Consider the following 24029-nt stretch of genomic DNA (forward strand, 5'->3'; position numbering starts at 1 on the left):
GCTCACAACTCATAGCTAAAATTATGGAAAAACCGTTCATTATTGACGCCCACCTTGACCTGAGCATGAATGCCATGGAATGGAACCGCGACCTGCGTATTTCCATTGATGAGCTGAACGGCAGAGAAGCCGGCATGACCGATAAACCCGATCGAGGAAATGCGACTGTCACCTTCGACGAGCTCCGCAAAGGAAACATCGGCCTGGTAGTGGCCACCCAGATTGCCCGGAATGTACGACCCGGCAGTCCGCTTCCCGGCTGGCTCTCGCCCGAACAGGCCTGGGCACAGACACAGGGCCAGCTGGCCTGGTACAAAGCCATGGAGGAAGACGGCCATTTGCGGATGATCTGCAGCCGGAAAGAGCTGGAAGAGCACCTGGCCCAATGGCAGGCAGGCAACAGGACCATCGGCTACCTGCTCAGCCTGGAAGGAGCCGACTCGCTGGTGAACCTCAGCTACGTGGAACGGGCCTACCGCTACGGACTGCGGGCCATAGGCCCCGGCCATTACGGACCGGGCAGGTATGCCAACGGCACCGATTCTTCAGGCAAGCTGAACGCTGATGGCGTGGCCCTGCTGCAGGAAATGGAACGGCTGAACATGATCCTGGATGCTACTCACCTGAACGACGACGCCTTCTGGGATGCCCTCAACCGGTACAAAGGGAATATTTGGGCCAGTCACAACAACTGCCGTCGGTTTGTAGATCATAACCGCCAGTACAGCGATGACATGATTAAGGCTTTGCTGGAACGCAACGCGGTCATCGGTGTAGCGCTTGACGCCTGGATGATGGTGCCGGGCTGGGTCAGGGGCCGGTCTACGCCAGACGCCATGAACTGCACAATGGAGATCATGGCCAACAATATTGACCATATCTGCCAGCTGGCCGGCAATACCGATCACGCGGCCATAGGCAGTGACCTGGATGGGGCTTTCGGGCGCGAACAATGTCCCTGTGACCTGGAGACCATCGCTGATATGCAAAAGGTATTTCCTATGCTCAGAAACCGGGGCTACAGCGACGAAGATCTTCAGAAAATTGCCCACGGTAACTGGCTGCGGTTTATGCGTAACGCACTACCGGAGTAAGCCCTGCGGGCTTACTCCACATAAACCTCATCAGCCAGTAACCAGGCCTTACCTCCCGCCCCGTATTCGCCTTCCGGGATGACCCCTTTGTTTTGAGCGAAAACTTTCACATAACGGGCTTTTTGCGGCCGGATCTTCGCCCGAACCCGGTTGATGCCGTTTTCCGGGAATTCAGCCATACGGAAAACCTCGCGGTAGCTTACCCCGTCTTCCGACACATAAAATACCAGGGTCACGGGTTCCCACATTTTTTGCCAGTGGTATTTCAGGATATTGATACCCAGTTGTGAGATTTCCTGCACCTTGCCCAGGTCAATCACGGCTTCCAGATCTTTGCCGCTAAAGCCCGTCCACTCCCCGTTGTTGTAACGGGCATTCCCGGTCAGCCCGTTGACCAAAGCAAACGAAGAAGGCGGGTTAAATGCCCCTTCAGGCGGGTAAGTAAGCCGGATATCCCTGTACAGGCCTTTGTGCGACCGGAACTCCTGTTCCAGCACCTTGCCGTAGGGTTGTCCTGACCGGAACAAACGGCTTTTGATCACCCCGCTTTTTTCCATACGGATGGGCTGCCCGTACAGCCTGTCACGGGTAGTGGGTTCCCGCCCGTCCAGGGTATAGTAGATCTGTGCGCCGGGCAGGGTGGAAGACAAGGAAAGCGTATTTTTGTTCCAGGTATACTTCAGCTCTTCGTAGCGGTCAAAATAGTTTACCCCTTTTCTTTTCAGCACGGTTTCGTGGCGGTGCAGGCGTTCCAGGAAACGACTGTAATTCTTCTGCTCCGGGGCAGTCCAGGCAATTTCCGCCACGGCCAGCGCTCTCGGAAAGACTATGTATTCTGCCTGGGCAGCTGTGGTGGTGTATTCTGACCACAAATTCCCCTGCACGCCTGAAATATAGGGATAAAACTCCGGCTCCAGCTCCTGGGGATACGGCTCGTAACTATAAACTTTATCCAGGGGAGTAAACCAGGCGGCAGCGGTGGGTTCGGCGGGGTCAAGCGACTGGTAATAGTCAAAATACAAATGACTTTCGGGCGTCATAATGACCCGGTGCTTCTGCCGGGCTGCGGCTATGCCGCCTGCTTCTCCCTGCCAGCTCATCACCGTGGCATTCGGGCTCAGGCCGCCCTCCAGGATCTCGTCCCAGCCGATGATCTCCCGTCCCCTGCCGTTCAGGTATTTTTCTATACGGCGGATAAAGTAGCTCTGCAGCTCATGCTCGTTTTGCAGGTGCTGCTCTTTCATGCGGGCCTGGCAGCGCGGACAGGCCTTCCACCGCGTTTTAGGGCATTCATCTCCCCCGATATGGATGTATTTTGAAGGAAAAACGGCCATGATCTCATCCAGCACATCTTCGAGGAACGTAAAGGTGCTGTCTTTCCCGGCACAGAACACCTCGTCAAATACACCCCAGAAGGTAGCGGTCCGGTAGTTTTCTCCCCGGCACCCCAGGTAAGGGTAAGCCGCCAGTGCCGCTGATGCATGACCGGGCATCTCGATTTCGGGAATAACGGTAATGTGCCGTTCAGCGGCGTAGCGTACCAGCTCCCGGGCTTCTTCCTGGGTATAAAAGCCCCCGTAAGGCTTGCCGTCAAACCGGTGCGGAGAGTCTTTTTTATGACCGATCAGCGTTTCGTTGCGGTAGGCCGCTACCCGCTGGAGCTCAGGGTATTTTTTTATCTCTATCCGCCAGCCCTGGTCTTCGGTCAGGTGCCAGTGAAAGGTATTCAGCTTGTAAAAAGCCATCAGGTCGATGTACTTTTTAAGAAAATCCGGGGAGAACATGTTGCGCCCCACATCCAGGTGCAAGCCCCGGTAAGCAAAGCGCGGCGCATCGGCTATGCGGCAAGCCGGGATAACCGGTGACTGCCCGGCCAGCTGCAGCAGGCTCTGGACTCCGTAAAAAGCACCTGCGGCGTCATTTCCGGTGATCCGGATGCCCTCGGGGCTTACCGTCAGGGTATAGGCTTCTTTCTTCCCCAGCGAATCTGTTCCAAGCCATATGGCGGTACCTGCGGAGTTTCCTGCTGAAACCCGTACAGACAGCAGCTCTTCCAGGCCGGCCCGGAGAAATTCCACGGCAGGGCGTAAAGACGTTTCACCGCCAAGCGTTGTACCTTCGTGTATTGTAAACGATCCGTTCATGATCTGAACGGATCCGGGTTGGGGAATCAGCGGCAGCTGGGCATTTACCCAACTGCTGCTGTATCCGGTTATGATGCAGAATAATAAGCCGATTTTTCTAAACATGTTGCCCGTTAATAGGTGTCTTAAAGATATTACAAATATTGCGAACGGCAAACTGTTCTTTCTTTGTGTATCTTTGAGGCGCCTTCTTTAACCAGGCGTTATCGCAGGCTGCGAATTACATGTGTATTGACCGGTTCTCTGTAGCCGCCAGGCAGGCTTCTTTGAGTGCTTCCAGGTAAGTAGGGTGCGCATGCGAAGAGCGGGCCACATCTTCAGCCGAAGACCGGAACTCCATAGCGATCACGGCTTCACCGATCATATCTGCAGCCCGGGCCCCGATAATGTGAACGCCCAGGATCTCATCGGTAGCTTTATCGGCCAGCACCTTTACAAAGCCGTCTACATCGCCGCTCGCCGTGGCTCTTCCAAGCGCTTTGAACGGAAATTGTCCCGACTTATAGGCTACTCCGGCAGCCTTCAGCTCATCTTCCGTTTTACCTACGGCGGCCACCTCCGGCCAGGTATACACCACGCCGGGAATCAGGTTATAATTGATATGCGGCTTCTGCCCTGCCAGGGTTTCGGCCACCAGCACGCCCTCTTCTTCTGCTTTATGGGCCAGCATAGCCCCGCGTACCACGTCGCCTATGGCATATATGCCGGGCACATTGGTCTGAAGCGTGTGATCATCCACAATCACGCGGCCCTTCTCTGTTTGTACCCCGGCTGCTTCCAGGTTCAGGTTGTCGGTATAGGGTCTTCTGCCGATAGATACCAGGCAGTAGTCGCCCGTGATCTCTACTTTTTCACCCGCTTTATTCTCTGCCGTCACTTTCACCTCTTTGCCCACGTTCTCAATCAGGCTGACTTTGGTATTGAAATGAAACTCAGCGCCCAGCTTCTTCACGGTTTTCTGCAATTCTTTGCCCAGCGCCTTGTCCATGGTAGGGATCATGCCGTCGGCAAACTCCACAAACGTCACTTTGGACCCTAAACGGGCGTATACAGAACCCAGCTCGGCCCCGATCACCCCTGCCCCGATCACGATCAGGTGCTTGGGCAGCTCTTTCAGCGACAAAGCTTCTGTAGAAGTGATGATGCGGGTCTTGTCATAATTCATAAACGGCAGGATAGTGGGCTTGGAGCCGGTAGCAATAATGATATTTTTACCGGTGATCTGCTCTTCCGAGCCGTCATTTTTAGCCACCTTAACCGTGTTTTTATCTATGAATGAGCCAAAACCGTATTTTACATCGATTTTGTTCTTCTTCATCAGGTAACTGATCCCGTCATTCATCTTCTTCACCACACCTCCTTTCCGGTCGATCATCCGGGCCAGGTCGGCCTTCACTTTGCCGGTGGTAATGCCATGTTCTTCAAAATGATGTACGGCATTATAATAATGCTCAGACGAGTCCAGCAGTGCCTTTGACGGGATACAGCCTACGTTCAGGCAGGTGCCTCCCATAACAGGGTACTTCTCAATAATAGCCGTTTTAAAACCCAATTGGGCACAACGGATAGCGGCAACATATCCTCCCGGTCCGGAACCAATAACAATTACGTCGTACTGCATAAATTACGTTGAATTAAACCCTTAAAATGTCTACACCTGGAGAAGCATCCGCATCGGATCTTCCAATAATTGTTTAACACGTACCAGGAAGCTCACCGAGTCCTTCCCGTCAATGGTACGGTGATCATACGATAGCGCCACATACATGATAGGCCGTATCTCTACCTGCCCGTTAATGGCTACCGGTCTTTCCACAATGTTGTGCATACCCAGGATAGCCGATTGCGGTGCATTGATAATCGGGGTAGACAGCATGGAACCGAAGATCCCGCCATTGGTGATGGTAAAGGTACCGCCGGTCATTTCTTCAATGGTCAGCTTATTGTCGCGGGCTTTTACGGCCAGCCGAACCACTTCGGATTCGATATCGCTGAACGACATTTTCTCGGCATTCCGGATCACGGGAACTACCAGTCCTCTCGGCGCAGAAACAGCGATAGAAATATCGGTAAAGTCATTGTATACAATCTCGTCACCGTCAATGAACGCATTCACTACCGGGAAATCCTGGAGAGCGATAGAACAGGCTTTGGTAAAGAACGACATAAAGCCCAGGCCCACGCCGTGTACTTCCTTGAATTTATCTTTGTACTGTTTACGCAGGTCCATGATCGGTTTCATATCCACCTCGTTAAAGGTGGTAAGCATGGCCGTTTCGCTTTTTACCGCTACCAGCCTGCGGGCAATGGTCTTGCGGAGTGAGCTCATTTTCTCTCTTCTTGATACCCGGTTACCGGTCCCTGTTGCCGGAGCAGCCGGGGCTGAAGCAGCTGCTTTCGGTGCTTCAGGTGCCGGGGCAGGCGTTGCAGAGGCTTTCTGCGCATCGTCTTTTGTAATGCGGCCTCCTACTCCCGTACCCTGAACAGCAGCGGGTGAAATGCCTTTTTCTGCCAGCACTTTGGCAGCGGCAGGAGAAGGATGCCCGGTTGCATAGCTGTCTGAAGTTTCCGATGCTGCGGCAGCAGGTGCGGCAGGCGCAGCTTCCAGCGGAACAGACGACTGGGCAGCGGCAGCTCCCACAACCAGTTTCGCCAGTACACCGCCGATAGGCACCACATCGCCTTCATTGGCCACTACGGTCAGCGTTCCGGCCTGAGGCGAAGGCAGCTCAAAAGTAGCCTTATCCGACTCCAGCTCACAAATAATTTCATCCAGACCCACCGTATCACCGGTTTTCTTTAACCAGCTGGAAACCGTTACTTCTGAAATCGATTCTCCTACAGCAGGCACTGTGATTTCTATGGTTTTGCTTTCAGCGGCGGCGGCCGGTGCAGCAGCCACAGGTGCAGGCGCCGGAGCGGCTTCTGCTTTCGGGGCAGCCTTGCCGTCTGCTTCTTCAATCCGGCAGATTACTGCGCCTATGCTCAGTGTATCGCCTTCTTTTCCTACTATTCTCAGGACTCCGTCTGCTTCAGCCGGAAGCTCAAAGGTAGCCTTATCCGATTCCAGCTCACAGATCACCTCGTCCATTTTAACCAGGTCACCGTCTTTCTTTACCCAAGATGCTATAGTCACCTCCGTTACGGACTCGCCCACCGAGGGTACTTTCATTTCAATAGCCATATACTTATCCTATTTGTTCGATTCAAATGCTTTGTCAATAATTTTATTCTGGTATTCATTGTGGTTCTTGGTATAACCCGTAGCCGGAGAGGCGCTGATTTTCCGCGACAGCACCTCGTTTATCCCATCCGTGAATTCCCTTTTCAGGTAAAACCAGTACCCCATGTTCAGGGGTTCTTCCTGTACCCATACCCGCTCAGCCCCGGGGTATTTATCCAGCTCGGCCATGAGCTGTACTTTCGGGAAAGGATACAATTGCTCCATACGCACAATAGCGATGTCTTCCCGTTGGGTATCCGTTTTGCGTTTCAGCAGGTCGTAATAGATCTTACCGGTACACATGAGCACTCTTTTCACCTTTTTCGGATCTGCCGAGTCGTCACCGATCACCTCTTTAAAGGTGGTTCCCGTTTCAAATTCTGAAATATCGGATATGGCCATCGGGTGTCTCAGCATAGACTTGGGCGACATGTGCACGCAGGGCTTCCGGAACGGAAGGGCCAGCTGTCTTCTCAGCATATGGAAGAAGTTAGCCGGTGTGGTACAGTTACATACATAAATATTGTACTCCCCGGCCAGCTGCAGGAATCTCTCCGGGCGGGCGTTGGAGTGCTCCGGTCCCTGGCCTTCATACCCGTGAGGCAGTAAAAGCACCAGTCCGTTCATCAGGTTCCACTTTGATTCGGCCGCCACCACAAACTGGTCGATCATGATCTGCGCACCGTTGGCAAAATCACCGAACTGGGCCTCCCAGATCACCAGGGCGTTAGGATTGGCCAGGGCGTAGCCGTATTCAAATCCCATTACCGCATATTCGGAAAGCAGGGAATTGTAGATTTCAAACTTGCCCTGTACGGGCTTGATATGCGAAAGATTATTGTAGGATTTATAGGTTTTCACATCGTGCAGAATGGCATGACGATGGGAGAAAGTACCCCTTTGCACATCCTGTCCTGACATTCTTACCCATTTATCATCAGCAAGGATAGACCCGTAAGCCAGCAGCTCACCGGCTGCCCAGTTAAATGGTTTTTTGCCGCTGAAGATCTCCCGTCTTTCTTCCAGTACCTTCTCGATCTGCTTGATCGGGGTAAATCCTTCGGGAACCGAAGAAAGCGCTTTGCCTACCTGTTCGATCTCCTCCCTGCTGATCCCCGTTTTGGGCGAACTGTCAAAGTCTCCCACGGTAGAGCGGCGCAGCTCGGCCCAGTCTCTTTCCAGCTTGGGCAGCTCATATGGAAGCTGGTTCTGCTTCACTTTTGACAGCAGATCCTGCAGGTTATCATCGAATTGTTCTTTCAGCTTTTTGGCGTCGTCATCGGTAATGGTACCGTCAGACTTCAGCTTTTCAATATAGATCTCTCTCGGAGAGGCGTGTTTTGAAATGATCTCGTACATGCCCGGCTGGGTAAAGCGGGGCTCATCGGCTTCGTTATGCCCGTATTTACGGTAGCAGACCATATCAATATAGATGTCCTTATTGAATTCCTGCCGGAACTCTACAGCCAGCTCCATGGCATAAACCACGGCTTCCGGATCGTCGCCATTCACATGCAGGATAGGCGTATCCAGCATTTTGGCCACATCTGAGCTGTAAATGCTGGAACGGGCATCAAAGTTATCTGTAGTAAAACCAATCTGGTTATTGATCACAAAGTGAATGGCCCCGCCCACATAGTAGCCGGGCAGGTTAGACATCTGGTTCACCTCATAAACAATACCCTGTCCTGCCAGTGAGGCATCGCCGTGAATGATGATGGGCAGGATTTTATCGTAGATATCGTCAAAGTCATTGTATTTGGTGCCTGCACTTTCAAAGTGGGCATCGGCGCGGGCACGGGCATAGCCCAATACCACAGGGTCTACGGTTTCGAGGTGCGAGGGGTTGGCCATCAGCTTCAGCGATACCCGGTGGCCGTCTTCGGTTTCTATCTGCGACGAATACCCCATGTGGTATTTCACGTCGCCGTCACTGAACTCAAGGGTAGGAACATTCTCTTCAAACTCGTTGAAAACCTGCCCATAAGGCTTCTGCATGATGTTGGTCAGCACGTTCAGCCGGCCCCGGTGAGCCATACCGATCACCACTTCTTCCACACCCAGCTTGGCACCGTACTGAATGACGGCATCCAGCGCCGGGATAGTTGACTCGCCACCTTCCAGCGAGAAGCGTTTTTTACCCAGGAATTTGGTATGCAGGAAGTTTTCAAAGGCCACCGCCTTGTTCAGCTGGGCCAGTATCCTGCCCTTCTGCGCCCTGGAGGGCTTATGATTCAGGTAATCTGACTCCACTTTTTTGCGAAGCCAGTTTTTGATCTTCGAATCCCGGATATACAGGTATTCGTAACCAATTTTTCCGCCATATACATTCTTCAGGAATGTCTCCGTTTCGCGGAGGGTAGCCGGGCGGCCGAATACCTCCACCCCTGCTTCAAATACGGTATCGTAATCTGCTTCACTGAGCCCGAAAAACTTCAGGTCCAGGTTGGCGTTGTATTTTCTGACCGGGTAGATGGGGTCAATCTGGGACAACAAATGTCCCCGTGAGCGATACCCCCGTATAAGGTGAACCACCTCGCGCTCTTTTTTCAGTGTATCTTCTGAAACAGATACATTTCCTTTTCCCCCACCCCAGGAATTAAAAAATTCGTAACCTTTAAAAAAGAACTCCCAGCTTTTGTCTACTGATGCAGGATCCTGTAAATATTGTTTGTATAATGCTTCAATGGCGGAGACGTCGCCGTTGGCAATGTATGAAAACTGGTCCATTATTTTTAGTTTTCTCTTAACACTTATTATGTATAAAACTGCTTATTAATTGTAGATGATAACCCCGTGAACTGATTACTTTGCGAACTACGTGCTTTTATTTCTAAAACACAATTTTTTCCATCGTTTTACCTAAAAACTGCGCTCATTTTCGATTTTTTTCCGACATTTTTCTCCCGAAAGTAAGAAAAAAGGAATATTTTAATTAGACAATTAACTAATTATATAAATTAATCAGAACCGGTCGTAATACCAGCTGTCTCCGCTCCTGTCGCGGTGGTTGTATTTCAGGTAAAACTGGAAGATACCGTTCATCCGGAAATTGGGGTTACCGGTGATGGGGGCCGTAGAATACCGGAGGGTGTTGGTATTGTAAGCCAGGCCCAGGGTAAGGTCTTCGGTAAATTTGTATTCGGCAGCCGGCAGAAACGACTTGTCTTTGGTATAGTAGTCAAATATTTTATTGATGCGGTAAGAGCCGGTCAGGGCCAGGCGCTTATTGAACCAGAGCTTCAGGTTGAAATCAAAATTGTTTTGCCCGTCCATACCTGACCACACCACATTGGCATTGTAGCTCACAAAGTTTTCATCACCCGATGCATAGCCGCCGTTGACATAAAAGGGCCCTTTCACCGTAAGGTCATTTTCAGATACATACAGCGAGGGCTTGGATACCCCCAGGAACACCCCGTTATACGACATAAAGATGCCCAGGCCTGCGTTAAAAGAAGTGCGGGGCCGCGAAGAAGCTATATACGCCGGCAGGATAGCCAGGCCCGCATTTACTCCTCCCTTTAAGCGGAAGTCACCCATTTCCACCCCTTTGGCCAGGCTTAGCCCAAAGTTATTCCCGCTGGCATTGCCATAATTGTCGCTGGAGCTCTGGAAAGCCAGGCCTGTTTTGTTATACAGCTGCCCGTCCAGGACCAGTACGTGGCTCAGCTGGTTAAAGCGCAGGTTACCGTTAAACTGGTTTCCCACAATTCCTTTGATGGTAAACGGGCCGTTTTCACCCGCCAGGGCCGGGTTTAAGGCCAGGTAATTAAAATGATACTGGTTCATCAGGCCGATCTGCGCATTTGCGGCCAGCGTGAAAAGCATGAGGCAGCTAAAAAGGTATTTCTTCATATTTGCTAAAAAGTTCCGCACATTGAGTTCCAAGGTATTAAGGTGTAATTTTTTGCACCTTCCACCGGTTCCTGTCTTCCGGAATGTAAGATATGAAAAAGGCCGTTTAACAAAAATTAAACGGCCCTATTTTTTCTCTACGTCTGGTCAGTTCAGCTGCACCACTTTTATTTCTGTACGGCGGTTCAGCTGGTGTTCTGCTTCCGAGCACTTCACGCCGTCAGCACAGCCGTTCACCAGCTGGGTTTCGCCGAAGCCCCGGTAATCCAGGATCCGTGAACGGCTTATGCCCCGTTTGAAGAGGTATTCTGCCGTACTTTTTGCCCGGTTATCCGACAATTTCTGGTTAAATTCTTTTGAGCTGCGGCTGTCGGTATGTGACCGGAGCTCTATTTTCATATTGGGGTATTCCCGCATGATATCTACCAGCTTGTCCAGCCCGGCTCTTGCGTCTCTGCGGATATAGTATTTCCCATAGTCAAAGTAAATGTTCTCAATTTCCACCACATCACCTTCTTTGAACATATAGATCTCAGGCACTACATTGGCCGCATCATTACAATTAAATTTCTGCAGCAGCGAGCTCTTCGAGCCGTATTCGTCTTTCTTGCCCTGCAGGGTATAATCGCAGCCTTCCACTGCTGTAAATTCAAAGTTACCGTCTTTATCCGAATACGCCGTGATGGTGGTGCCGTCGCATTCGTTTTTCAGGCTTACCAGCACACCTTCTACCGGTGCCTTAGACGAGAGCATTTTCACTTTGCCCCTGATGGTACAGGTTTTTGCATCCGGCCTCAGGCTGGAAGGAATCCGGTCCCTGGCAATCAGCCCGCTGCTGTCGAGCCCCGGCCGTTGCAACGGTATTTCCAGCCGCGGTGTTTCGGTATCGCATTCTTCCGTCATATAGGTCACGGTATTGGGGGTATACCCTTCTTTCGTGGCCTTGAAGGCATAATTGTGCGTGGTTACAACGTTATCCATCTTCACAATACCGTCTGCGTCGGTTTCCACGGTCTGCTCATTTCCCTTGTCGTCAGTAAAGGTAATCCTGGAGCGATCCAGCGGCATTTTTGTGTCGGCATCGTATACGGCGATCAGCAGATCGCAGCCGGCTTCACATTCCCGGTCAAATTTATAGATATCGTCATCATCACCGCCTTCTTTCCGGTTGGAAGAGAAATAACCGCTTTTGCGTTGCCCGTCAGTAATGATACCGAAGTCGTCTTTGCTGGAGTTCAGCGGCATGCCCAGGTTGGTTACCTTTCCTTTGGGCGTGGTACCTTCCATTCTCACGTAAAAGATATCGAGATCACCCAGCCCGGGGTGGCCGTCGGAGGAGAAGTACAGGTTTCCGAGCTCATCTATAAAAGGAAACATTTCATTTCCGGCAGTATTGATCTTGTCGCCCAGGTTAATGGGAGCACCCCAGCCTGAACCTTCGTATCTCGATACGTAAAGGTCGGTTCCGCCAAAGCCGCCGGGCATATCCGACACAAAGAACAGTAAGCGCTCATCGGCTGAAAGTGCCGGGTGGCCGGTAGAGTACTGATCCGAGTTAAAGGGCAGCTCGGTAATGTTCGTCCATGAGTCTTTTTTGGCTTCTGCCGAATACATTTTCAGCTTGATCACGCCGTCATCGCTCTTTTTAGGGCTTCCGCCTTTCATATTGTTCCGGGTAAATATCACCCGTCTGCCGTCTTTGAAAAAGGCTACCGGACCTTCGTGGTACTTGGAGTTAATGGCGCCGCTCATCCGGTCGCTTTCGGTCAGGGCCCGGTCAGCGTAATTCGTCCGTTTCCCCCCGATGTTCCCGCCGCCCAGAACCCCCAGTGTGGGAGAGTCATTGGCGGTGGAGGTGGTGTATTCGTCCGATCCTACCTGTGGTGTACGCCGTGTTTTCGAGGTTTTGGCAGAAGCAGCCCCGCCCAGTCCGGCCTCCCCTGTCGATACTTTGGCCAGCTCGTCGAGGTGATACAGATCCAGGAACGGGCTGTTGTTCCACTCAAATACACGCTTCACTCCCCCGGAGGTCTTCCGGTTAGAAACAAACACTAAGCCGTTCTGGTATTTTACCGGGCTGAAATCAGCAGCAGAAGTGTTGATAGACAAGTAGTCTACCTTATAGCAATCTACATTTTTAGCCAGTACACTGATGTCTTCGTAAAGCTTTGAAAAACCTTTGGCCCTGTCATCGTTGTCTACCAGGAGCAGGTAGTTATCAAACTGCTCCTGTGATTCCTTGTATTTGGAGTTGCTGGCCAGCGCCCTTGCATAAGAGAGCGTCAGGTTAGCACGATCAGCACCCAGGTCAATGCCCGAGTTGAGCAGCGACTGCAGCACACGCTCTGCATTGACAGCGTCTTTTACTTTAAGATAGCTTTCTGAAAGGTTTTTCATCACCAGTACCTTCTCCACATCAGAAATATTCTTCTTTTTCAAGACCTCCTCATACGCAGTGATGGCCTTCATATAGCTCATGCTTTCGTAGTAGTGGTTTGCTGTTTTGATCAAAACGCTCTGTGCAGAAACCACCTGAGCCAGTAAAAGGAAAAGCAATATACAGGTAAAATTTTTCACGTTCGTCATCTTCTTTAAGTGGTAATCAGAAATAGCGCGGCGTAACAATCTTATCTTTTCCGAAGCCGAATTCGTATCTCAGGAATCCTTCATAAGTAGGCGTTCCGGCTATTTTTTTATAGAATGTCTTTCCTTCGCTGGTTTCGCTCATCTTTCCTAAGCTGGTGTCATAGGCAAAGCCTATCCGGAGCTGGGGAGTAAGCTGCAGTTCCAGCATACCTACCAGGGCATCCATCTGGTCTGTTCCTGAGAATACCATCTGTGATTTACGGGCCGAGAAGCCAATGGCTATTTTGTCGCGGTACCAGAGGTTCAGGTTACCGTCCAGGCCTATCGGGGCGCCTCTTGTTACCCGGATTACGGTAGAAGGCTTCAGCTTAAAGTTACCGTTGCCCACTACAAAGCCCATCATGGCAAAGTAGTGCCGCTGGGTTTTGCCCTCGCTGTCGGCGTTGGGGGATATCCGCTGCTCAATCAGCTGCGGTACCGACAGCCCGAAATAGGCTTTGTCGTTGCTGATGAACATGCCCAGCCCGGCGTTAAACACAAACCGCGAAACATCCATGTCAAATGCCGGGTCATTTTCTTCAATATTCTTCACATTGGAAAGATTGGCGCTCACATTGGTAATGGTAGGCTGCACACCCAACGACATGGTAGTCCGCTCGGTAAGCTTGAATTTGTACGCATAGGCCAGGTTGAGGCCCGTGGTGTTCCAGTGCCCGATGTTGTCGTTATAGACAGAAAGCCCGATGCCCATTTTCTCGTTCTGGAAAGGCATATCCAGCGTAAGCGAATGGGTTTTGGGAGCGCCGTTCACCCCCACCCACTGGTACCGGCCCAGGGCCGTAATGCTCAGCACATCGCGGCTACCCGCATAGGCCGGGTTAATGGCCATGGTATTGAACATGTATTGGGAGTAAAATACTTCCTGCTGCGCTGAAGCCGACCAGGATATTCCGCAAATGGCTAAAAGCGTTATCCAAAATTGAGTAAAATTCAGATATTTCATATTTTCAATTATAAATACTCACTTCCGTTAAGATTCTGTCTAATGATATACCAATAACCAAGCCAAAATTTCTTAACTGCGGCTTATTCGGAAAAATAAATTATTCCCGCAACCGGATATACCAGGACCGTCCGGAGATAAAGCGTAGCGAAAACTATGCCAAGGGATGGGGAGTGAAAAGTGAAAAGTGAAAAGTGAAAAACTAAAAGCTGAAAACGGTCTGCCGATGCGGTTAAAAGTCTTTTCCTACAGAAAGATGGAATTTAGGAGATGTAACCGTGCCGTCTTCAAAGCCGTAAGCGTAGTCGGCACGAACAAATATTCCGAGTATGGTAGTCCTGATACCGCCACCGAAACCGGACAGAAACGGATTTTTAAAGTTGGTTACTTCTATCAGAAAGGGGCTGTTCTGCCCTGTAATGACGGTATTCAGGCTGTTTTGCCGGCTGAAAGGGCCTTTAGAACCCATCCAGGCCGTACCGATGTCGTAGAACCCTACCAGCTGCATATTCCGCAGGAAGTTGCTCGACAGGGCCATCTGGGGCAGGATTTCCACCAGGTGTGACCTGAGCTCCACATTGCCCAACAGGTGGTTATTGCCGTACAGCCGGCCAAAGTCAAAGCCCCTCAGGGTACCCGGGAAATTGTAAAGCAGGATGTTCTTGTTGTCCGGATCCCCTCCTGCTATCACTTCATCGGTCTGGTAGGTTTTCCGGTTTATGCTGTTCTCCACGCCCCCGATAAACGAGTATTTGGGCGAATTTCCCCTCGAAGTACCGTAACTCAGGCGACCCGCTACCTGGAGCCCCCGGAAGATCCGCTGGTAATGCCGGATATCCACATAGGTGTTTTTAAAGCTACGTAAGGTGTTGGAGGTATGGTAATACTGGTCAAAAGATACTTTGGCTTTGGTACCTGTTTCCACGCCCAATGAGCTCACCCGGGTATTGTCAAAAACCACGCTGACATTCGGAGCGAAGTAATAGTCATCCGGGATACCTTTTACGGTCATCATTTCGTAGTCAATATCTTCATTTTTCACCAGCGCCGGTGTGATCTCGATCTTCAGCCGGGTAGAAAACGGGTAGATAAGCGTGGCAGAAATCCGCTGCTGTATCAGCCGGCGGTACAGGTACTCGGGCTGGTCGCGGGCAATCACATGGTTCAGAGGCCGGAACAGGAAGGCATCGCGGCTGTCAGCGGTCTCCAGGTCTACCGATCTTTTCTCGTACTTAAACACAAAATCCACTTTCCGGGCATAGTGCCCGTAGGTCAGCCCGAAATCAAAGCTTTTGAACAGCGGTGTAGAGGGCCGTATAAATGAATTAAACGAAAAAACATTGTTCTGAAGCAGGTCATGAAACGAGATGGCATAGCCCAGGCCGAACTGCCGTACCGGGTCAGCCACCACATCGATCTTCCGGTCGTTGCTTACCAGGAAATTTTTAAACAGCTTCACTGCCGACAGCTTCACATCACCGTTCCCCGGCTTGGTTCCTCCTCTGCTATCCGGTGTGGTGCCGGCCTGCGTTGCCCCTGAAGCGGCACCCTGGTAACGAAGCACGTTGGCTTCATCAAACAGGTAATCGTCGGTATCCACTTCTCCCGGAGCCAGGTCTGCAATTCTTTTCGCCGGCGGCAATATCACCACAGGCACCGTTTCCTCCGGTGCTTCATGAAGGGGTGCACCGGCCAGGTAGAAATCGGTCCAGTCTTTCATAAATTTCGGGAAAGACACCCCCAGTGTGCTGGTAATGCTCGACTGCTCGTTGTGGATAATCCGGGTAAGGTTGAGAATATTGGATATATTATCTTTACCGTATTTCAGCGCTATAAAATTCCATATCGACTGCCCGACCAGCCTGGCGGTTTCACCCTTCAGGTTTTTCAGGCGCTGCGACTGCACCCCGGCAATAGCCGTTTTAAAGGCATCAAAGCGTGCCGAGTTATCTTCTTCAGCCACGTAGGCGCTTATCCCGGCGGTAAACCATTCGGGGAGGTTCAGCAGGATCTGGCTTTCAATAGATTCCCTGACATTGCCGCCGTACAGCATGTCGTATACATATATGGAAGAAACGCTGCTGACCAGCTGCTTATGAAAGAGCGAATCATTTTTCTCGTAGGCAGTGAGTATGCGGCTGTGCCGGCTGTCGAGCAAAGTTCCGTTTTCCACACGGGCCGTTTCACCGATCAGGTTGGTCGAGTTCAGGTCGGCAGAAGAGTTAAAAACAAAAACGGTTACGGGCTCATAGGGAATATAGCCCAGGATACCGGTTATACGCGGGTACGATTTCTCCAGGAAAGCCGCCGCATTCCGGCTGATCTGCTCGCCGCCACGGTAAAAGTTATAGGTGAAATTAGCTGAGCTGAAGGTTCTCCACTGAAACTCTTTGTTCTGGATCTTACTTTTACCAAATTCTTCTCCTGAAACCCCGTAATACCTTTGAGCCATTACGGTTTTCGTCATCAGAAAACAGAAAAATATGATCGATAGTCGTCTTATCATCCGGGAAAAATCAACTTACGAATATAACGTATAAAATCTTTCAATGTTTGCTTCCGGATGAATTAGTTCATCATGAAGAATATTTTGCACCAGTTGTTTCGCAAAATGGGGTGCCAGCGACACGCCTTTTGCCCCCAGGCCGTTAAATATATAGAGGAGGGGTTGCCCGGGGTGCCTGCCCACAAACGGCCTCCGGTCTTTGGTGGCGGGCCGTACGCCGGCCTGCTGCCCGGTAACCCTGAACGGCTTTCTGAGCATTTTACCGGCAACGGCCAGGAGCTCCTCCCGTGCACGGGCCGTAGCTTCAAAATCGAGCTCATGCCAGGAGTAGGTAGCTCCCAGGCGCACCCGGTTATCTCCCAGCGGGATGATCCATTTGCCCTGGTTAACAATGGTGCTTACCCCGTAGTCTTCAATAACACCGAGAAGGGTTTCTCCTTTTACCGGGTTAAAGGGCAGCCAGCGGAAATACGGGTTGTTCAGGGCGTAAAATCCTTCGCAGAAAACCACGCGGGAGGCCTCCCAGTCCCTGAATTTTACCCCGTCAGCCTGTATGCTGAATTCTTCAAAATCAAATGTGGTGTCGGCCCACTCAGCCTCTCCCTGCAGGTAACGTGCGGCGGCATCCAGGAAAACCGGCATGTCCAGCCAGCCGGCAGCAGGAGAATACATTCCTTCCGGCCCGCTGTTAAAACCGGCACTCACGGCCTCGTCTGCAAGGCGTATCTCCACGTAGTCTTCCAGGGCGTGCTTGATGATCTGGGCCTGCGAGCTCCTGCGGTGCTCTTCACCGGTAAAGGGCCTGAAAAGGCCCGTTGGGTGATAAAACGAAGCGGAAAGCCGGTTTTCCAGTTCCTTATAGTAAGTTTCCAGGGTACTGAAAAGCGTATCGGCCAGCCAGGTTTTGGCCAGGTATTTACCGGTTACCGGGTTGATCAGTCCGCCGGCTACCCGGCTGGAAGAAGGCAGTGAAGAATCGGTCAGCACTCTCACCGTGCACCCGGCCCGAAGCATCTCCAGGGCCAGCACCGAACCTGCCAGACCCGATCCTACCACAAGGAAGTCTGTTTTTTTCATCGGCTTATTCTGATGGCTGGCGGCTCATGATCATGTCGGCCAGCAGCACTACTCTTTCCACCTGTTCATCCAGGGTCATATACGTGGTGTCCAGCACATACGCGTCAGGTGCCTGGCGCAACGGACTTTCCTCGCGGGTGGTATCGATGATGTCTCTTTTCCGGATATTTTCCAGGATCTCATCGAGGTTGGCCAGCTCGCCCTTTTCGATCAGCTCCTGTTGCCGGCGCCGGGCCCTGACAAGCGGGTCTGCGTTCATAAAAATCTTAAGTTCGGCATCCGGGAAAACCACCGTACCGATATCCCGTCCGTCGAGAACAAATCCTTTTTTCCTGCCCATGCGCTGCTGTTGCCGGACCATGGCTTTCCTGACTTCGCCGATAGCCGCCACTTCACTTACCTGGTCGGCCACATACAGCTTCCTGATCTCCTCTTCCACATTGAGGCCGTTCAGGAAAGTTTCATTTTTCCCTTCCCGGGTGCTTCTGAACTCGATATCTGTTTTTTCCAGGGCGTCAGCCACTTCCCTCGGGTTATTCAGGCTTACATGATTTTGCAGGAAATACAGGGTAACGGCCCGGTACATGGCACCGGTGTCAATATACCGGTAATTGAGCCTTTCTGCTACCAGCCTGGCCGTACTGCTTTTTCCACAGGAAGAATAGCCGTCAATGGCTACGATAATTCTAGACATATAAACCGCACAGAATAATCTAAAGGTAATACATTTTCCGTAAAAATTCAATAACTCAGAATTCCCAGCGGTAATTCAGCATGGGCACCAGCCCCAGCTGCTTCTTCTGCACCACCTTCATCAGGTAGGCATCAAAGTAATTGTAGGCTACATTTTCGCGGTTCGTCAGGTTCTGGATATCCAGCGAGATGGTTTCTGATCCGCGTTTCTTTGTCTTTTTGATATAGGCCCGGACATCCAGCCTGAAGTAGTCGTTGTATTTGACGGTCAGCGGAGACAGGTAATTGTAATACACATACAGCATATTTTCATACTCTGTTGTAAGTATCCGGTAATCGCGAAAACCACCTACCCAGTTCAAACGGGCGTTGAGACCCAGCAGCTTCCCGTCAGTTTTCTCCCACTCCTTGCCCGCTGTAGCATTGTATATGTAATTCCCGGCGTAACGGGTGTCATAAAATTTATTGTCAAATGCCTTAAACTGCGATTTGTAGAAGGTGGCATTCACGAGCGCAAAAAAGCCGTTGTCAAGATAATGCCGGTAATTGAGCTCTATACCGTAATTCCGGCCCTGATTTCTCTGGTTCAGCAGGTAATACCCGTTGGTAAAGTACCCTATTTCATAGCCGTTCAGCACCGATACATACACTGAGTCAAACCGGCTCAGGTTAAACATGTTCTGGTAGAACAGCTCTGCCGAGAACGACTGGCGGGTATCGGGATCAACCTGGTACCCGAGGGTAAAATGATGCGACCTGGCAGGCTTATACGGCAGGTAAAAGGCCACCCGGTTAGAGACGATCTGGCTGTGCAGCCCGTAAGCCGCTTTTATCTTTTGGCCTGCGGTCAGGTGATAATCTGCCGACAGCCGGGGCTCAAAATACTGTGAGCTGCCCGAGGAATGACTGTAGGAATAGTGCGGTGCCACAAAGCCCACGTTATAATTGAACCTTGCCCGCTCGCGGTTGGTAATCCTGGCATAAGGCTGCACCAGGAGGTTGGCAAAGTTGAAAAAGAAAGCATCTGAATCCATCGCATTGAAGCGGTTGAACTGATGGCTCAGCTGAACACCGGCATTCAATGCCCATAAGCGGTTGAGGTCTCCTGAAACCGCCGTAGAAAAGCTGAGGTAATTTTTGGCCGAATAGTCATAATTGACATTGGTATTTCCCGAATAAGCATTCCGGAGGTTCTCCAGCGCCGAATTGACCAGCACGGTACGCAGGTTCCACTTCTTTAACAGCTTAACCGAATGTTTGGCGCCCAGCAGGCCCATACGGCCGTAAAAATCAATATTGTTCAGGTCTTTCGATGACTCCCACGTGGTACTGTCGGCATCCGGCGCAAAAATATTGGACGACAGCCCGCCCATACCAAAGAACGTAAACGTACCGGCTTTGCGGGTAGGGAAATTCAGGTTAAAGGCCAGGTCCTGGAAGGTAATGGCCTCTCCGCCGAAATTCACCCCGGCCTGTGCCAGGAGCCCCGTAAAAGAATAGCGGTAGTTCACCAGGTAGCTGCTGCCTTTTTTCTTATTGATCGGACCTTCGGAAGAAAGGTCTATCCCGATCAGCCCTGCCTGCACCACGTGCTGGTACTCTTCACTGTTACCCGTGCGCAGGTTCATATCAAAAACACCCGCCAATGCATTGGAATAACCGGCCGGGAATGCCCCGCTCAGGAAATTCATATTGCCCAGCATCTGCGCCGAAAGAATGTTGGTTCCGCCACCCACGGCAGCCGGCTTGTCAGAGAACATGCCTGCATTGCTCAGGTGGTTGGGATTCACGATTTCCACTCCTTCCATGCGCCACTGCACAAACTCGGGAGAGTTGCCGCGGACCGACACGTTGTTGGCCTGGTCGTTGGTATTGGCTACCCCGGCAAACGACATGGCCAGCCGGGCCGGGTCAAAAAAGGTAGCCGGGAAGCGCATGATCTGCTCTGACGTTATGCTCTCTACATTGGCCAGCGCAGAGGTTCCGCTGCCGGGAGAGACTACTTTCAGCTCGGCCAGCTCCCTGCCGGCCGCCAGCAGCTCCAGGTCAAGCACCAGCTGCCGGGAGTTTTCCAGCAGCAGCTCCCTGTAAATATACTTTCCGTAGGCTACCGAGCTTACTTCCACTTCGAGGCGGCCCAGGGGCACGGCATCAAAACGCACATCACCGTTGGCATCACTGGAGGCAGAAAGATGGTATTTCGGTATCGACACATTTGCTCCTTCTACCGGGAGGCGGCTGTGTCCGTCTGACAGGTGAATCTTAACGGTTTGGGTGTTCTGGGCAAAAACATTCAGGGAAACCAACAGGCCTGCAAGTGTCAACAATTTCATTCTGTATACATTTTTAGCTGTGAGCTATGGGCCTTGAGCCGGGTGACACTTCACCTTTATACATGGACCCCTATACGCTGTGAATTTCTCAAGACTCATAGCTCACAGCTCATGGCTGTTATAAATTACCCGGCAAATATAGGTTGTCCGTTTTTTAAAAACGCATCCTTTTACAGAAATAAGCTGTTACTTTCCCCTATCTTTGAGGTTTCGGAACAGGAATATGGCGCTATTTACCATCTACTCTTCTTCTGCCGGATCGGGCAAGACCTTCACCCTCACCCGCGAATACCTGCGGCTGGCTTTAAGCCAGGTTGACCCGTCTTATTTCCGGAATATCCTGGCTATGACCTTCACCAATGATGCGGCAGAAGAGATGAAAAGGCGGATCATCAGCGCATTAAAGGAGCTGAGCTCCGGAACCGGTGAAACGTCGGTCCTCCTCCGGCTACTGTCGGAAGACCTCCCCCACATTCCGCCTGAAATGCTACAGGAACGCGCCGGGCTGGTGCTCCGCCAGGTGCTGCAGAATTACAACGATTTTGCCATTAAAACCATTGACAGCTTCGTTAACCAGATCATCAGCTCTTTTACCTTTGACCTGAATCTTCCGTACAATTACGAGATCATCCTGGATACCGGCGAGCTGATCGAAGAGGCCGTCAGCCGCCTGATAGACCGGGTGGGAGACGATCCCGAACTGACTGCGATGTTCAGGGAATTTGCCCTGAGCAAGCTGGACGACAACCAGAGCTGGAATTCACTGCAAAGCGATATTGTGGATTTTGCCGGGGTGATTTACCGCGACAACAACGCCGCAGAGATTGATAAAAACAGGCTGCTTTCGCACGCCGATGTGCTGCAAATCAAAGGCCAGGTCAGGGCGTTCCTGAAAGAATCGGAGCTGGCAGTAAGGCGGCTGGCGCAGCAGGCCCTTGACCTGGTGGTTTCAGCCGGGCTGTCGGCTGCCGATTTTTACCAGGGTGCCCGGGGCATCTGCAACTTCTACAGCAAAATGGTGCAGTCACCCGAAACCCTCTGGAAAGACGGTATGCCGGGGGCAACCGTACAAACCACCCTCTGGGAAAACCGGTGGTATAAGGAGAAGAGCCCGGCAGCAGCACGCATCGATGCGATCTCTCCCCGGCTCACGGAGCTGACGGAGGAGCTGCTGGCGCTGCGGACAGAGAAATATTCCATTCTCCGGATCATTGATAAAAACCTGCTTAAAATTCCGTTTCTGGCGGTCATCAAGAAAGAGATAGACACCCTCCTGGCCGAAAATAACGAAGCGGTTCTGGCTGATTTTAACCGGAAGATCCTGGAAATTGTAGCCAGTGAACCCGTGCCGTACATCTATGAGCGTATTGGTGAAAGGTACAATCATATCCTGGTAGACGAGTTCCAGGACACCTCTGATATCCAGTTTTTCAACCTGCTGCCCCTGCTTGAAAACGCCGTTTCGAAAAACCATGAAAACCTGATCGTAGGCGACCCCAAGCAGGCCATTTACAGCTGGCGGGGCGGAAACGTGATGCTGATGCTGGACCTGATCAACGGGCAGAATACCTACTTCCGGTCAAGGGCTCCCGAAATCCAGCTTTCACAGATCGGCACCCTGAATACCGTAACCGGTCTTAAAACCTTAAGCACCAACTACCGGAGCCGGGAAGAGATCATCAGCTTTAACAATGCGCTGTTTTCTTCTGTGATAGCCGGCCAGGAAAGCGCTGTGGCCCGGCAGGTGTTCAGTGATTATCTTCAATATACGCCGGAAAAGCCTAAAACCGGGGGCTATACCGCTGTAGAGATACTCCGGAAAGACGAAGACGATGTAGCCGGGAAAATGACCTCGCTGATAGACAGTATCCTGGCAGACGGGTACCGGCTGTCAGATATCTGTATTTTGTGCCGGAGAAAAAAAGAAGGGGAAACCATAGCCTCGATGCTGGAAAATGCGGGTTACGCCATCAGCTCATCAGAAGCGCTGAAGCTGAACAACCGCCCGGAGGTACGGTTCCTGATTTCCGCCCTGCGGTTTTCGCTTCACCCGGAGCGGCAGTTTGAACGGTTTGAATTTCTCCAGTTCTTTTTCCTGACCGGGAATATCCGTGCCGCAGATTACGACCTGCACTACCTCTGCTCATTGCCTCCGGCTGAATTCAGGATATTTTTCACCCATTTCGGGGTTGACCTCGAAGGCACGGCGGGGCTTGACCCCTACCAGCTGGCTGAATTTTTTACCGCCCGGTTTGCCCTGCTCCAAAAACCGGGAGCTGCCGATTACGTGCTTGCCCTGCTGGATCACCTGCTGGATTATACCACCCGGAAGTCAAAAAGCCTGGCCGAGTTTCTTCGCGACTGGGAGGTCCGAAAAGAAAAAGCGGCCATTCCGGCAAAAGCAGCCAACGCCATCACCATTAATACCATTCACAAAGCCAAAGGGCTTGAATACCCGGTTGTGATCCTGCCCTATGTTAACTGGGATACCGCCCCGAACCGGGAGTCCCGCATCTGGCTGGATATTGATGGGCTCGGCTACCCCGAGCTGAACTCTCCTGCCGGCCGGATCCTGTCGGCCCCCTTTGCCTATTCGCCGGAGTTTGAATTTTCAGCGGAGATCCTGCAAAAGGAAAAAGACCTGATCTATATTGAAAACCTGAACATGCTGTATGTGGCGCTGACCAGGGCCATAGACCGCCAGTATCTCTGGATCTGGGGTCGCCCCACCAAAACGGGACTGGCCATTGAAAACATCGGGAAGCTCCTGGAAGATTTCCTGGAGGCAGGCCGCCAGCCGGAACGCCTGCTCTACGAATTCGGGGAGAAAGGATCTCCTGCCCGTAAAGAAGAGAAAACGCCTCCGCCCCGTTTTGAGCTGCAGCTGCATGAGCCGTTTAAAGACCAACGCGGCCTGAAGATCAAGTGGACCGTACCCGAAGAAAGAGTGCGGGAAGGGAACCTGATTCACCTGGCTTTTGAAAGAATTAAAAAGGCTTCTGATCTTGAACCGGTCCTGAACAAGCTGCAGCAGGAGGGCCTGCTTACCGCGGCGTTGGCCGAAGCCATTGCTCCGAAAATCCGGTCTGTGTTTCAGCACCCGGCACTGGCACCGCTGTTTGAAGAAAAGGCTGTAGTGAAAAATGAGGCCGATATTCTTTCCAGCCACAGCAATACCGGCCGGCCTGACCGGGTGGTATTCCTGAACAACGAAGCCTATATCCTGGATTACAAAACCGGTCAGAAACGGGCCGCTCATGAAAAGCAACTGCAGGATTATGCCCGTCTCTTGCTGCAGATGGGCTACGCTGCCGTACATCTTTTCCTGGTATACCTTGATCCGCCGGAAGTAGTAAAAGTAGCACCTCCCCGGGCAAAATAAAGAAAGCAATTCCAGGGAACCTCTAAAAACTCCAAAATCAAGGCTTGCAAAAAATTAAAAACACAGTTTACTAATTGTAAATGAGTATTTTAATTTTGAGGCATAACGCAGAGTTTGGAATTTTTAGGGG

At 51.5% G+C, this 24029-nt stretch carries 13 protein-coding genes; 2 read left to right on the forward strand and 11 right to left on the reverse strand.

Annotation, left to right across the window (positions count from 1 at the left end; genetic code table 11):
• Nucleotides 1-23 precede the first annotated feature (23 nt).
• On the forward strand, nucleotides 24-1094 hold the full coding sequence (locus AB2U10_RS03185) for a dipeptidase (RefSeq protein ID WP_367914145.1): 1071 nt from the start codon (nucleotides 24-26) through the stop codon (nucleotides 1092-1094).
• 11 nt (nucleotides 1095-1105) lie between these two features.
• Here AB2U10_RS03185 and AB2U10_RS03190 read toward each other — a convergent pair whose 3' ends face one another.
• The 11 genes from AB2U10_RS03190 to AB2U10_RS03240 form a co-directional block, all read right to left on the reverse strand.
• The gene (locus tag AB2U10_RS03190) at nucleotides 1106-3343 is read right to left on the reverse strand and encodes a glycoside hydrolase family 20 protein (RefSeq protein WP_367914146.1); all 2238 of its coding nucleotides are present in this window, start codon (nucleotides 3341-3343) and stop codon (nucleotides 1106-1108) included.
• Nucleotides 3344-3458: 115 nt separating this feature from the next.
• Entirely contained in the window at nucleotides 3459-4859 is a 1401-nt protein-coding gene (gene lpdA, locus AB2U10_RS03195; protein WP_367914147.1) for a dihydrolipoyl dehydrogenase, read from the reverse strand.
• A 30-nt stretch (nucleotides 4860-4889) separates the two neighbouring features.
• A complete protein-coding gene (gene odhB, locus AB2U10_RS03200) occupies nucleotides 4890-6422 on the reverse strand; it encodes a 2-oxoglutarate dehydrogenase complex dihydrolipoyllysine-residue succinyltransferase (RefSeq protein ID WP_367914148.1) in 1533 nt (510 codons plus the stop codon).
• Nucleotides 6423-6431: 9 nt separating this feature from the next.
• Nucleotides 6432-9191: a 2-oxoglutarate dehydrogenase E1 component gene (locus tag AB2U10_RS03205; RefSeq protein WP_367914149.1), complete on the reverse strand. Its 2760-nt coding sequence runs from the start codon at nucleotides 9189-9191 to the stop codon at nucleotides 6432-6434.
• 234 nt (nucleotides 9192-9425) lie between these two features.
• The gene (locus AB2U10_RS03210) at nucleotides 9426-10319 is read right to left on the reverse strand and encodes a type IX secretion system membrane protein PorP/SprF (protein WP_367914150.1); all 894 of its coding nucleotides are present in this window, start codon (nucleotides 10317-10319) and stop codon (nucleotides 9426-9428) included.
• Nucleotides 10320-10466: 147 nt separating this feature from the next.
• Complete coding sequence (locus tag AB2U10_RS03215; RefSeq protein ID WP_367914151.1) at nucleotides 10467-12905, reverse strand: carboxypeptidase regulatory-like domain-containing protein; 2439 nt, start codon at nucleotides 12903-12905, stop codon at nucleotides 10467-10469.
• A gap of 16 nt (nucleotides 12906-12921) precedes the next feature.
• The gene (locus tag AB2U10_RS03220; protein ID WP_367914152.1) at nucleotides 12922-13908 is read right to left on the reverse strand and encodes a PorP/SprF family type IX secretion system membrane protein; all 987 of its coding nucleotides are present in this window, start codon (nucleotides 13906-13908) and stop codon (nucleotides 12922-12924) included.
• A 232-nt stretch (nucleotides 13909-14140) separates the two neighbouring features.
• Complete coding sequence (locus AB2U10_RS03225; RefSeq protein ID WP_367914153.1) at nucleotides 14141-16375, reverse strand: BamA/TamA family outer membrane protein; 2235 nt, start codon at nucleotides 16373-16375, stop codon at nucleotides 14141-14143.
• 54 nt (nucleotides 16376-16429) lie between these two features.
• A complete protein-coding gene (locus AB2U10_RS03230) occupies nucleotides 16430-17491 on the reverse strand; it encodes an NAD(P)/FAD-dependent oxidoreductase (protein WP_367914154.1) in 1062 nt (353 codons plus the stop codon).
• Between the two features lie 4 nt (nucleotides 17492-17495).
• Nucleotides 17496-18185 (reverse strand): (d)CMP kinase, encoded by a 690-nt coding sequence (cmk, locus tag AB2U10_RS03235; protein WP_367914155.1) that lies wholly within the window; start codon nucleotides 18183-18185, stop codon nucleotides 17496-17498.
• Between the two features lie 55 nt (nucleotides 18186-18240).
• Nucleotides 18241-20517 carry a TonB-dependent receptor gene (locus tag AB2U10_RS03240; protein WP_367914156.1) on the reverse strand — a complete coding sequence of 759 codons (2277 nt, stop codon included), beginning with the start codon at nucleotides 20515-20517 and terminating at the stop codon, nucleotides 18241-18243.
• Nucleotides 20518-20740: 223 nt separating this feature from the next.
• On the opposite strand from AB2U10_RS03240, the gene AB2U10_RS03245 reads away from it, so the two are divergent.
• Nucleotides 20741-23899, forward strand: coding sequence for a UvrD-helicase domain-containing protein (locus AB2U10_RS03245; RefSeq protein WP_367914157.1), 3159 nt, complete (start codon nucleotides 20741-20743; stop codon nucleotides 23897-23899).
• The last annotated feature ends 130 nt before the right edge of the window (nucleotides 23900-24029 follow it).

The organism is Leadbetterella sp. DM7, from assembly GCF_040829825.2.
Taxonomy (GTDB): domain Bacteria; phylum Bacteroidota; class Bacteroidia; order Cytophagales; family Spirosomataceae; genus Leadbetterella.

Coding starts and splice junctions, on each gene's coding strand:
- AB2U10_RS03185 (WP_367914145.1), top strand. CDS start 24: ATGGAAAAACCGTTCATTATTGACGCCCACCTTGACCTGAGCATGAAT.
- AB2U10_RS03190 (WP_367914146.1), bottom strand. CDS start 3,343: ATGTTTAGAAAAATCGGCTTATTATTCTGCATCATAACCGGATACAGC.
- lpdA (WP_367914147.1), bottom strand. CDS start 4,859: ATGCAGTACGACGTAATTGTTATTGGTTCCGGACCGGGAGGATATGTT.
- odhB (WP_367914148.1), bottom strand. CDS start 6,422: ATGGCTATTGAAATGAAAGTACCCTCGGTGGGCGAGTCCGTAACGGAG.
- AB2U10_RS03205 (WP_367914149.1), bottom strand. CDS start 9,191: ATGGACCAGTTTTCATACATTGCCAACGGCGACGTCTCCGCCATTGAA.
- AB2U10_RS03210 (WP_367914150.1), bottom strand. CDS start 10,319: ATGAAGAAATACCTTTTTAGCTGCCTCATGCTTTTCACGCTGGCCGCA.
- AB2U10_RS03215 (WP_367914151.1), bottom strand. CDS start 12,905: ATGACGAACGTGAAAAATTTTACCTGTATATTGCTTTTCCTTTTACTG.
- AB2U10_RS03220 (WP_367914152.1), bottom strand. CDS start 13,908: ATGAAATATCTGAATTTTACTCAATTTTGGATAACGCTTTTAGCCATT.
- AB2U10_RS03225 (WP_367914153.1), bottom strand. CDS start 16,375: ATGACGAAAACCGTAATGGCTCAAAGGTATTACGGGGTTTCAGGAGAA.
- AB2U10_RS03230 (WP_367914154.1), bottom strand. CDS start 17,491: ATGAAAAAAACAGACTTCCTTGTGGTAGGATCGGGTCTGGCAGGTTCG.
- cmk (WP_367914155.1), bottom strand. CDS start 18,185: ATGTCTAGAATTATCGTAGCCATTGACGGCTATTCTTCCTGTGGAAAA.
- AB2U10_RS03240 (WP_367914156.1), bottom strand. CDS start 20,517: ATGAAATTGTTGACACTTGCAGGCCTGTTGGTTTCCCTGAATGTTTTT.
- AB2U10_RS03245 (WP_367914157.1), top strand. CDS start 20,741: ATGGCGCTATTTACCATCTACTCTTCTTCTGCCGGATCGGGCAAGACC.